This is a genomic window from Grylomicrobium aquisgranense, assembly GCF_033971865.1.
Classification (GTDB): domain Bacteria; phylum Bacillota_I; class Bacilli_A; order Erysipelotrichales; family Erysipelotrichaceae; genus Bulleidia; species Bulleidia massiliensis.
The window spans coordinates 1-12,392 of sequence record NZ_JALBUR010000020.1; the positions used below are offsets into that span (position 1 = coordinate 1).

The window sequence follows — 12,392 nt, forward strand, 5'->3', positions numbered from 1 at the left end:
GTAACTTTAATTGTCTTTTTACCATCTTACTGTAACAATGAAACCGGAAAGGAAAGCCGTATGCGTTAGAAGCGCACGTACGGTTTGATGAGGGGCGGCAGAAGTTAACTCTGTCGCCTACTCTTTTAAAGGGAAAGGGTATATGGAAAGTAAAAAGCATATTAAACTTGGCGCAATTCTCTGGCTTGTGTGTGCAGTGCTTGCTGTGGCGACAGTACTGCTGGCAGACAAGTATGGGGTACTGACTGGGAACAGGAAACTGATTGCCATTGTGGCAGCAGTTGTTGTTCTTGCTGTACTGCTGGTTCTTTCTTTGAAGAAGAAGGGAACAGCAGTTGTCAATGGCATTCTGGCAGCAGTGCTGGCACTCTACTGTGTGTTGATGCCAAAGCTGCAGAGCCGTGAGGAGAGTGTGTTCTCTGAGCCTGCTCATACTGCAGTAAGAACAATGAATCTGTATGTGATGAGTGCGGATTACAGGAGCAATAACTCCTCCACATTCTCATCGACAAAGCCTTCTGAGAATCTGGAGGATTACAGTGATGCCAAGTTTATTGTGCAGGGTGAGTTTGATCAGGATGATCAGACAGAAGCTCTTTCACAGTTAAAGGATAAGCTTGGTGTTTCATCATTAACCCTTGTTCAGAAAGATACTGTTTCTGATGCCCTTTCCGCATTATATAACAATGAAGGAGATGTGCTTGTTCTCAACCAGGCATTTGATTCTTCCATTACTTCTATTTCTAAATATGCATCATTTGATTCGGATACCTTTGTATTGGATTCTATTAAGCTGGGTGATTCTTCTGCAGCTTCTGCAGAGTCAACAACCTCTGCTTCAAACGGTTCTTCCTTTGTCATTTATGTAGCAGGTCATGATGCCTCTTCCACTTCCTTCTCTTTGTATGGCAGAACAGACGTGGATATGATTGTGGCTGTCAATCCTGTCTTGAAGCAGATTCTGATGGTATCCATTCCGCGTGACTTCTATGTCAAGAATCCGGCTTTGGATAATGGATTAGATAAGCTGACTCACCTTGGCAATGACGGTATCCAGAATACGCTGGATGGCGTCAATCAGGAGTTTGGTTTAAATATTCAGGATTATATGTTAACAGACTTTGATCACTTCTCAGCATTGATTGATGAGCTTGGCGGCATTACCGTGGATAATCCGTATGCATTCAGCGGCTGGGGATGTGATTTTCCTGCAGGAACGATTCAGTTGAATGGCACACAGGCGCTTGCCTATGCTCGTGAGAGAAAGTCATTAGATAATGGTGATTTTGGCCGTAATCAGCACCATGGTATCATCATGGAGGCTACGCTGAAGAAGATTCAGGAAAACTGCAAAAATGGTGATTATCTGACCGTCATTAAGGCTGCTTTGGATAACTATATTACCAATGTTTCCCTTGATAAGTTCTACAGTCTGTACAAGAGCACAAATAATGGGCAGGACTGGTCTTACTATAAGTATCATCTGGGTGGCGAAGGTACGTATGCTGGTACTGCTTCGATGGGTTTTGACCGTCAGCTGTATGTGTGCAAGCCTTTTGATTCGCAGGTGCAGTTTACAAAGGAACAGGTTGAAAAGGTATTAGCTGGTGAAGAGATTGAGATGGAGTCTCTGCCTGACAATGCCAATACAACGTTTGAAGAGAATTGATTACATTTTCCGCGGGGGGGGTATCCCCTTCCCTTTTTTCTTATGGGAAAGAAGGGAAACGACATGATCTTGAAGATTACGAAATGACATTAGCAGAGAGCATGATCTCTTTGCTGGATGTCTGACATGCAGGAGGGGGACAGCATGTATCCACTAAAGAATAAATATCTGAAACATCTGGATTTCATTGTGACAGACATTTTGATCCTGACGATTTCTTATGTTCTGGGATGTCTGTTATACAGTGCAATGGCTGGTACTGTATTCATTGCCTCATCTGTTTTATTCCGTCATGAACTGGTTGCCCTGGCTGCCTGCTTTTTGATGACGAATCTTTTCAATGAGCCGTATCGGAATATCCTGAAGCGTGATAAGTGGATGGAGATGCGTGCCTGCCTGAAGCACACGGTTCAGATGGCTGTCATTGAGATTGCGATCTTGTTCTTTGTGCATGATCTGACGGCAGTATCCCGCCTGACCTTTCTGTATACATGGATTATTTATTATGTGCTGGAAACAGGTTTTCGTTTGTTCTGGAAGCGGATGTTACGGCATCATATTCTGCATGGCCGCAAGGAAGCCAAGAGTTCCGTATTGCTGGTAACCAGGTATGATCGGGTCAGGCAGGTAATGAATGCCTTGAATATTTCTCAGTATGGATCGTTCTTTATCAGTGGGATTTTCCTGACAGATTATCAGGAAGATCGTGATAAAGATACGGAATACGATGGTATTCATGTGCTTGGCAGTGCAGATGAAATCGGTGCGTATACAGCCCATCACTGGGTTGACGGTGTGATCATTGATGTCACGACCTATGAAGCATTCAAAGCCATTTCTGTTCACTTTGAAAGGATGGGTATTCCAACCCATCGTGTATTAACCATTCTTCCTAAGAAGCATGAGAATAATTACATTGAGGTACAGAAGTTAGGCAAGGTTGTTGTCGCATCCCATATGATGCGTGATGTGTCTGTACTGCAGCGCTTTGGCAAAAGAACTATGGATATCGTTGGCGGTATTGTGGGATGTATCTTTACCGGTATTATCTTCATCTTTGTCGCACCACAGATCTATCATGCCTCACCTGGTCCGATCTTCTTTGCGCAGGAACGTATTGGTAAAAATGGAAGACGGTTCAAGATGTACAAGTTCCGTTCTATGTATCTGGATGCAGAAGAGCGTAAGAAAGAGCTCATGAAGCAGAACAAGATGAATGGGCTAATGTTCAAGATGGATGATGATCCCAGAATCATTGGCTCTGAGAAGAAGGACAAGAATGGCAAGCCCAAGGGGATTGGCAATTTTATCCGGAATACATCATTGGATGAGTTTCCGCAGTTCTTTAATGTATTAAAGGGAGACATGTCCTTGGTAGGTACACGTCCCCCTACGGTAGATGAATGGAACCAGTACAGTGAGGAACACCGGATCAGAATGGCAATGAGACCAGGCATTACCGGTATGTGGCAGGTATCAGGTCGAAGTAACATCACTGACTTCAATGAGATTGTCAGACTGGATGAAGAATATATTGCCAACTGGACAGTAGGCATGGATGTAAGAATCATAGCCAGAACAGTCACACAGGTATTGCATCATGATGGGGCTGAGTGAGGTAATTTTTCCTTCCTGCTCCTTCATTAACAGAAAGGATCAATTACTATCAGTAATTTACTAAAGCTTGCGAACACCTATAAAATATTCCAGCTGTTCATGACAGACATTCTGAATACTGTGTACAGCAGTTTCGGCTGGTCACTGTTAACAGCATTTCTGAGTATCTACATCTACTTATATGCATGTAAGCCAGAGACAGCTGGCATAGGACTACAAAGTGCAGTCAAAAGTGGATTAAAGACACTTATTAAAGACCATACTGCCCAGAAGATTTTCCTGCTATGCTTGTACATCTGCATGGTCTTCTTCCGGACACTTTTTAATCGAAACCTCTGGCTGAATCCATTAAGCAATGTATTTGATGGCTGGTGGATTTGGAATACAACTGCAGATGGAACAAAGACACTAAGTTCAGAGTGTTTTGAAAACATGGCATTATTGATGCCAGTTATTGGCATAGCAGTCTGGACATTTCCAGATTGGTTTAAGAAGACAGGATATATAAAGGGTAGTTTCATCATTGCAGGAAGCTTAAGCTTATTCATTGAAAGCTGTCAGTTATTCTTCAGACTGGGCACGTTTCAGTTCAGTGACTTAATATACAATACTCTTGGAGGTGTGTTCATTGGTCTAGTTGCTAGGCTCTGTTATAGAAATAAAAGAAGTTCATAAACAAATCCTAGTCAAATTTATCATTAGACAAAATATTTGGTCTCTATAATTAGTGAACAGTCAATTAGGATTATATTTCTTTTGGGGAAGGATGAAAAGTTCAATGGGAGAAAATAATACCAAGGCACAAAATATACGATATATTCAGCATGTATTCATCATAGGATCTAAGGGGTTAGGAAACTATGGTGGATATGAGACATTTGTTGATAAGTTGACAGAGTATCATCAGAATGGTGAAGGAATCAAGTATCACATTGCCTGCAAGGAAAATGGAAAAGGGGCTATGGATGAGACAAAGCTGATCGGTGCTAAAACAATAGATCATAATCATTTTATCTATCATAATGCCGACTGCTTAAAGATCCATGTCCCGGAAAAGCTTGGATCAGCACAGGCTATTTACTATGATATTGAAGCTTTAAAAGTATTTATTGCTTATTGCCGTTCTCATCATGATGTAGAACATCCCATCTTTTACATTCTTGCCTGCCGAATTGGACCGTTTATTGGCAAGTATGTCAAACAGATTCATAAGCTGGGCGGTGTTCTCTATGTAAATCCGGATGGTCATGAATGGAAAAGAGCCAAATGGTCTAAACCTGTCAGAAAATACTGGAAAGAATCTGAAAAGGGCATGGTAAAACATGCGGATCTTCTGGTGTGTGATTCTATTAATATTGAAAAGTATATCAAGGAAGAGTATGGACAGTTCCATCCCAAGACAACTTTTATTGCCTATGGTGCAGATGTTAAACCAAGTAAACTTTCTAATGATGATCCAGCATATACAGAATGGATGAAGAGCAAGGATCTGAAATCTAACGAGTATTATCTTGTTGTGGGTAGATTTGTTCCAGAGAATAATTTTGAAACAATGATCCGGGAGTTCATGAAGAGTCATAGCACAAAGGATCTGGCTATTATCACTACCCGTGATGATGATTTCCTGGCATCTCTTGATGAGAAGCTGCATTTCAAAGATGACAAGCGTATCAAGTTTGTTGGTACAGTATATAATCAGGAACTCTTAAAAAAAATCAGAGAAAATGCATATGGATACTTCCATGGTCATAGTGTAGGTGGCACAAATCCAAGTCTTTTGGAAGCACTTGGCAGCACTAAACTGAATTTACTGCTGGATGTTGGCTTCAATAAAGAAGTTGGAGAGGATGCAGCTCTTTACTGGAATAAAGAACCGGGAGACCTTGCAGCATTGATTGACAAAGCTGACCATCTGGAAAAAGAAACTATTGAAACATATGGTCAGAAAGCCAAAAAGAGAATCAAGGATGCATACAGCTGGCAGTTCATTGCGGATAGATACAAAGAAATATTCGGGGGGCGAAAATGAAGATTCTTCATTATGCATTAGGCTTTCCTCCATATCGAACGGGTGGACTGACAAAGTTTTGCATGGACTTGATGCTGGAACAGATAAAAGAAGGACATGAGGTAAGTCTTTTGTGGCCAGGGAAAGTCAAGCTGGTAGACCGTAAAATACGTATTAAAAGAAATCGTCCAGTAAATGGTATTAACAGTTATGAGGTTATTAATCCTACACCGATTTCGTATGATGAAGGTATTATTAATGTTGAAGAGTTTATGAAAGAGGGAGATTTACATGTATATCAATCCTTTCTTCATGATCTGTCACCAGATGTAATTCATATTCATACATTAATGGGACTTCATAAAAATCTATTAGTTGCTGCAAAAGAGAAAGGAATCAGACTGGTCTTTACTACTCATGATTTCTTCCCTATTTGTCCAAAAGTAACAATGTTCCGTAACGGAGATGTTTGTACTACAGTTGATGACTGCAGTTTCTGCCCTCAATGCAACCTGACTGCATTATCTGATAAAAAAATGATGCTGTTGCAGTCTCCCGTGTATAGAGCGTTAAAAGATAGTATGATAGTTAGGAAGCTTCGGAAATCTCAACGTGATGATTATTTGTCTGACAGTATCGAAGTCAGTAATAATCCAATTCGGGTTTCAAGCGATTATTGCAATCTTCGAGATTTCTATAAGTCAATGTTAAAAATGATGGATTTTATTCACTATAATTCTTCTGTCACAAAATCAGTGTATGACCAATACCTTGGAATTTATCCTGGAAAAATAATAACTATTACACATGCTGATATCGGGGATCACAGGAAGTATAAAAATTTTAATCACACAACTTTAGCTCTCACATATTTGGGAAACCAAGGGGGGAGCAAAGGGTTTTTTCGGCTAAAGGCGGTTCTTGACCAGCTATATAATAATAAACGAGACTTTATTTTAAACGTCTTCTTTTCAACAGGTTCAAGTAGTATAGAAATGTCACCTTATATAAAAATTAATGACCGCTATAGCTATGATCAGCTTGAAGAGATCATGTTTCATACTGATGTAGTCATTACGCCAAGTGTATGGTATGAAACGTTTGGATATACAGTTCAAGAAGCATTGAGCTTTGGAGTTCCTGTTATTGTAAGTGACCATGTTGGTGCAAAGGATATTATTCCTGAAGGCGGAGGAATCATTTTTCACGATGATGAAGAACTTTTGAAAGTGATTTCAACATTGACACCACAACATTTAGCAAATATGAATAAGGCTATATTTTGTGCGAAGCCGATGAAGTCAGAACAGGATATGTGTAAAGAGATTATTAATTATGGATATCAGAAGAAAATTGATGAAAATTGCTGGAAAAGGTGATTTCCAGTTAGATGACAGAATTCCTACATTATACATAGTCAGGCTTTGTCATAAATATGGATGGATGATGGTGCGGGGGAGCATAAAGCATTTCAAAGGCGTATTTATTGGACGAAATGTAAAGCTATATTGCCCTGGGTTACTATCGATTGGGCATGGCACTAAAATTCATGATAATGTTAAAATTGATGCTTTATCAACAGATGGAATAAGAATTGGAAACAATTGTGTAATTGGAGATAATTCAAAAATTGAAGCAACAGGTAGTCTCGCACATCTAGGTAAAGGTGTTTGTATTGGAAATAGAAGTACCTTCGGATCTGACTGTTATTTTGGCGCAGCCGGAGGAATTACTATAGGTGATGATGTAGTTGCTGGGCAGTATATTCGATTCCATTCTGAAAATCATAATTATAACGATCTCTCAAAATTGATTAAGGATCAAGGTGTTTCACATAAAGGTATTCAGATTGGAAACAATTGCTGGATTGGTGCAGGTGCTGTTTTCTTAGATGGTGCCAGGCTTGGAGATGGATGTGTTGTTGGTGCTAATTCCGTAATTACCAAATCATTCCCGCCAAATTCAGTTATTGCAGGAGTCCCTGCAAAAGTTATAAAAGTAAGAGAATAAAAATGGATGATAAAGTTTCAATCGTTGTTCCGGTTTATCAATCAGAAAAATATTTAGATATTTGTGTAAAAAGTTTGATTAATCAAACGTATCAAAATATTGAAATCATTTTAGTTGATGATGGTTCAACAGACTCTTCATCAAAAAAGTGTGAAGAATGGGCAAAAAAGGACAGTCGGATTGTAACTCTGCACAAAGAAAATGGTGGAATTGCAGATGCAAGAAATACTGGCTTGAGCATTATACATGGCAAATATGTATGTTTTGTAGATTCTGATGACTATGTTAGTACGTTATATATTGAAATGCTGCATAACGCATTAGAGGTATTGGAATGTGATGTAGCAGTGTGCCAATATATCAGTGGTGGATGTTTTGATAATACTGCAGTTACAAGTCAAATATTAACAAAGAAAGAAATGATTCGCGAATTGTGTGTTCCGCAGAAAAATATTGCGGCTTTTGTGTGGAATAGGATGTTCAGAGTCGCTTTTCTTAATAAATATCAGATTCACTTTGATACAAGCATTAAAGTTTGCGAGGATACACTGTTTAATTTCGAGTGCTTGAAAAATTCAGATAAAATTGCATCAATTAATACTCCTTTATATTTTTATAGAGTTAATGAGAACAGTACTATGTTCCGAGAAGGATTTAATCCAAATAAGTTATCTGCAAACATTGCATATCAGCAGATGCTGGATCAATCAAGCAGAGATATCAAAGAAGATATTCAAGTTGGAGCAATGTGCTTTAATATGATTCTTCTTTGGCAGATGAAGAAATATCACTACAAGGATGATAAGCAAAAAATGGTGATTCAAAAAATGCTGAACTTGAATCCCAATGGGTTCTTGCATTCACCGATTTCATTAAAGTATAAAATTGCATATATTTTTAGAAAGATATTGTTATTATGAGTCTATTGTCAATCGTAATTATTACATGTAATAGAAAGGAATCATTATTGAAGACTATCACGTCATGCATTGATCATGTATCCATGAGATGGGAATTGATTGTCGTAGATAATGGCTCCATTGATGGCAGCAAAGATGCAGTAGTTAATTTGTGTACTAACAATAATGTGGATTTACATTATCTGGTGATGAACCATAATCTTGGTGTTGCTGGAGCAAGAAATGTAGGTTATCAGCAAGCAAGTGGTGAGATTGTATACTTCATAGATGATGATGCTTACATTACGTCTAATGGTTATTGTCTTGACAAAATATATAAATACATGATGGAAAAGCCCTCTCTCATGATTACCTCAAATAAAATATACGATACATTAATGGGAGGTATTCTTCCTGAGATTTGTGAGAAAAATAAAAAGATGGAAAATGGTACTAATTTAAGAAGCTTTATCGGAGCCAGTCATTTCATCAAGAAATCTGCAATGCTGCCAAATAATTTGTATCCAGACAACTTGTTTTATGGAGGCGAGGAGTATTATTTATCGTTTATCGTTCACTCTTTAGAAAAAAGAATTGAATATTGTGATTATGTCTCTGTATATCATGAGCCATCGAAAAAAACACGGGATTCGCATTATGGGATTTATAGGAATCGTATTCTTAATAGTTTTATTGTAAAAAAATATCTGTACCCTCAACCTTATTTGACACTTACTACACTTTGTTATTGGTTCAGAGCTTTGAAGTTTACACATTGTTCTCCAAGGAAGCTTCATGAAATGCATCAACTGTATCAGCAAAGATATGATAAAAAATACAAAAAGACGATTTCCTTTTCTAAAATGAAGGAAATAGTAAATGAGTTTGGATATCGATATTTGCTGTAAACGTGATTAAGTATGAGTAAATCAATAGAAAAACATAAAATCAGTCTCCACGGTATTGATATCGTGGTTATTTCTCTAGCATTAGCGGAGATGGTGAAATCAATTCCTTTAATCTCAAATATACCAAATATTGATATTCTCTTGTCGTTTATCAATTTTTTAAACTATATCCTTCTTCTGGTAGTTATTTTTCAGAAAAGATATAGTGGTAGATTATTTTTGCTTTTTGCTTTTTTTGCAATTATTTTCGCATATGGATATTTGAAAAGTCATATGTCCGCATTCCTCACAGCTTGGCTATTACTTTTTGCATTGAAGGATATGGATCTTTCTAGGATCTTGAATGATATTCATCTTTCACTTGGAATTACGATAATAATTGCAATAATATTCGGTATATTTTCTCTGGGAGATTTTCGCTCTCAATTTAATACTGGTTTTCATCTTGGGTTTGGGCATAAAAATACTTTTGGTGCCTTTCTTTTCGAATACTATTTAACCGGGTTACTTGCACACCGAGGATCTGGATATCAAGTCTGGAAATGTATTGTGTTTGGATTATTTGTTTTATTATTTACTAAATCTAAAACCGCAGCAGCTTCACTATTATTACTACCTATTATTTTAGTAATATTTGAGCGAGGTTTGTATTCAAAGTTTAGGAGACTTTTTGTTTTTATTGCGGAGCTCATTGCTCCGATCTTACTTCTATTTACTTATGCTACAGCGGAATTATTTCCGGTAAATACTATTGTACAAAAGATGAATGTTGTTTTAACAAACCGTATTTTTTTAAACTGGTTTATTTTAAGCAAAAATAAAATTACCCTCTTCGGACAAAATGTTCAGTTAAATTATTCGGGTATCTATAATGAGATTATTAACAAGTGGAATATTAATACCACTGTAGATGGAACATATATTATTATGCTGTTATTACTAGGACTGATTCCGACAATCATGTTTATGATTGGATATGTTGCTGTTGTTCACCGGGGGGGGAAGCGGAAGGACTACCTTCTGATAACTGCAGCAGTACTTCTTGCAAATTACGCGTTAATGGAGACAAGGTTTACCAGTATATTTTTTAACTTTGTCTTCTTCTACCTGACAGCGAAAGTTGCAGATGTACCTAGATTGGAAAAGAAGAAAAATAAAGTAAGCTTGAAAATCTGGCATATAGAAGGTATCTAGAATAGTTAAAAAATAGAAATGGTAAACAATCATGGTAGATTATGACTGTTTACGTTTTCTTATTAGTATTTGTATTAGTTTGTGGACTTATTCTTTATCGTTACCCTCATAGTAAGAATGCTGAAAAGCTATTCCTATTTCTTACATTCGGAGCTATGACATTCATATTAGGATTCAGGGGTGAACATGTAGGAGAAGATACAAAACATTTTATTACAATGTTTGAGTATGCTGATCGTGTAACATGGTCAGAGATGCTGAAGAGTACCGGTTTTAGGACAACTTGGTATATTGATCAATACGGTTTTCATGACACTGTAGAAAATGGATGGTTGGCATTATGTAAAATAATTCATTTATTTACGGATGATGGTCATGTATTTCTTTTTGCTGTTGCTGCATTGACCTGTGTACTATTTGCAAAATTTATCTACGATAATTCTCTTTCAATATTTTATTCAACTGTTATCTTTTTGTGTGAAAGTATGTATATGTTCTCCTTTAATGGAGCACGGCAGATGCTTGCAGTCGCGATTACTCTTCCAGCATATACATCTTTAAAGAACAAAAAAATTATCCCAGCAGTTTGCTTCGTGCTCTTAGCATCACTTGTTCATAATACTGCTTTGGTAGCATTTGCAATGTTTCCGTTTGTACTTACCAAACAACCTGAGTCATATAAAAAATTCAAGTATGCCATCGTAGCTGTTATTGCTTCTCCTTTTGTAGTGATGTTGCTGAAGACTTTCATCTCACGCTTAATTCCTAGATATGCAGCATATTTTACAGTCAATTATTGGACCAATACAATTGGAGGAAGTGCAGTTCTATGGATTATTGAAATGATATTAATTCTCATTATGTATGCAAAGAAGTTTAGAATTCAAAATACTTTTCAGTATTCTTGCTTTGTTCTTATGTATCTTGCATTTGAACTGATGAGTTTACAGGTTTCTGTGTTTGGAAGAGTTGGATATTATTTTAGAACATTTCTGCTTTTGTTTTTTCCTTGTGCTGACATGTATTTTGAGAAGAAATCGAGGATCGTGGTAAGGTGTGTAATAATTACTTTGTTAGTACTTTTGTACTTTAGCTATGCTGGTACTGACACTCGTTTGTATACATTTTTCTGGAATGATTAAAAAGTGAAAAGCCTTTTATCATGTCTGGTTTCTATGGAGGATAGTAGATGATTCCTAAAGTAATTCATTATTGCTGGTTTGGTGGAAATCCTTTACCAGATGAGGCAATTAAATACATAAATTCCTGGAGAAAGTATTGCCCAGGATATGAGGTCAAAGAATGGAATGAAAGCAATTTTGATTTAGAATGCTGTGATTATGTGAAAGAGGCATATCAGGCGAAAAAGTGGGCTTTTGTTTCTGACTATGCACGCTTTTGGATTCTCTACCATTATGGCGGACTATATTTTGATACAGACGTAGAGTTGATAAAACCAATCGATGATCTGATAGAAAAAGGATCCTTTATGGGAGAAGAAGCCACTGAGCCAAAGGAGCATGGCTTAGAGGCTAATCCGGGGCTCGGCCTGGCGGCCGCGCCGGGGCTCGGCCTATATAAAGAAATATTAAACTACTATAATACACAACACTTTATTAATAGCGATGGAACCTTGAATTTTGAAACAATAGTAACAAAGACAACCAAAATATTGAATTCACATGGTTTTCGCGGAGATGGGAGTCTTGAATATATTGATAATGTGTACATCTATCCTCCGGAATATTTCTGTCCATTAAATTATGGAACAGGAAAACTAGTGATTACAGATAATACAAGATCAATTCATCATTATTCAGCTACATGGCATTCAAAGCTAGAACAAATGATCATTTCTATTGAACGATGTGACAGTGGCAAAGATTCAGTAGAATATAAGGTGAGACGAGTTGTTACACTTCCATTAAGAATGATTAATAAACTAAAGACAAAAGGCTGGAACGGAGTTAAACAAGCAATAGCAAAACGATTGTGATGTATCAGAAGCATGTAGTATGAATAGCAAATATATAAGATACAGGATTGACTATAGATTTGATGTAATTGACAAGCAGTTTTAGAAAAGG

The 12,392-nt window shown here is 37.2% G+C and carries 11 protein-coding genes; all 11 read left to right on the top strand.

Annotation, left to right across the window (positions count from 1 at the left end):
- Positions 1-142: 142 nt before the first annotated feature.
- The 11 genes from MOZ60_RS07980 (at position 143) to MOZ60_RS08030 (ending at position 12,301) form a co-directional block, all read left to right on the top strand.
- On the top strand, positions 143-1,669 hold the full coding sequence (locus MOZ60_RS07980) for an LCP family protein (protein WP_370596270.1): 1,527 nt from the start codon (positions 143-145) through the stop codon (positions 1,667-1,669).
- Between the two features lie 144 nt (positions 1,670-1,813).
- Positions 1,814-3,286 carry a sugar transferase gene (locus MOZ60_RS07985; protein ID WP_370596271.1) on the top strand — a complete coding sequence of 491 codons (1,473 nt, stop codon included), beginning with the start codon at positions 1,814-1,816 and terminating at the stop codon, positions 3,284-3,286.
- Between the two features lie 99 nt (positions 3,287-3,385).
- Positions 3,386-3,961: a VanZ family protein gene (locus tag MOZ60_RS07990; RefSeq protein ID WP_370596272.1), complete on the top strand. Its 576-nt coding sequence runs from the start codon at positions 3,386-3,388 to the stop codon at positions 3,959-3,961.
- Between the two features lie 103 nt (positions 3,962-4,064).
- A complete protein-coding gene (cps2T, locus tag MOZ60_RS07995) occupies positions 4,065-5,315 on the top strand; it encodes a beta 1-4 rhamnosyltransferase Cps2T (protein ID WP_370596273.1) in 1,251 nt (416 codons plus the stop codon).
- On the top strand, positions 5,312-6,673 hold the full coding sequence (locus MOZ60_RS08000; protein WP_370596274.1) for a glycosyltransferase: 1,362 nt from the start codon (positions 5,312-5,314) through the stop codon (positions 6,671-6,673). The genes cps2T and MOZ60_RS08000 overlap by 4 nt, the downstream gene beginning before the upstream one ends.
- A complete protein-coding gene (locus MOZ60_RS08005; protein ID WP_370596275.1) occupies positions 6,630-7,304 on the top strand; it encodes an acyltransferase in 675 nt (224 codons plus the stop codon). The genes MOZ60_RS08000 and MOZ60_RS08005 overlap by 44 nt, the downstream gene beginning before the upstream one ends.
- 2 nt (positions 7,305-7,306) lie before the next feature.
- The gene (locus MOZ60_RS08010) at positions 7,307-8,224 is read left to right on the top strand and encodes a glycosyltransferase family 2 protein (RefSeq protein ID WP_370596276.1); all 918 of its coding nucleotides are present in this window, start codon (positions 7,307-7,309) and stop codon (positions 8,222-8,224) included.
- Positions 8,221-9,111, top strand: a complete 891-nt coding sequence (locus MOZ60_RS08015) for a glycosyltransferase family 2 protein (protein ID WP_370596277.1) — start codon at positions 8,221-8,223, stop codon at positions 9,109-9,111. Before MOZ60_RS08010 ends, MOZ60_RS08015 begins: the two co-directional genes overlap by 4 nt.
- A gap of 12 nt (positions 9,112-9,123) precedes the next feature.
- Positions 9,124-10,305, top strand: coding sequence for a hypothetical protein (locus tag MOZ60_RS08020; RefSeq protein ID WP_370596278.1), 1,182 nt, complete (start codon positions 9,124-9,126; stop codon positions 10,303-10,305).
- Positions 10,306-10,346: 41 nt separating this feature from the next.
- Positions 10,347-11,447, top strand: coding sequence for an EpsG family protein (locus MOZ60_RS08025; protein WP_370596279.1), 1,101 nt, complete (start codon positions 10,347-10,349; stop codon positions 11,445-11,447).
- A 47-nt stretch (positions 11,448-11,494) separates the two neighbouring features.
- Positions 11,495-12,301 carry a glycosyltransferase family 32 protein gene (locus tag MOZ60_RS08030; RefSeq protein ID WP_370596280.1) on the top strand — a complete coding sequence of 269 codons (807 nt, stop codon included), beginning with the start codon at positions 11,495-11,497 and terminating at the stop codon, positions 12,299-12,301.
- Positions 12,302-12,392 lie beyond the last annotated feature (91 nt).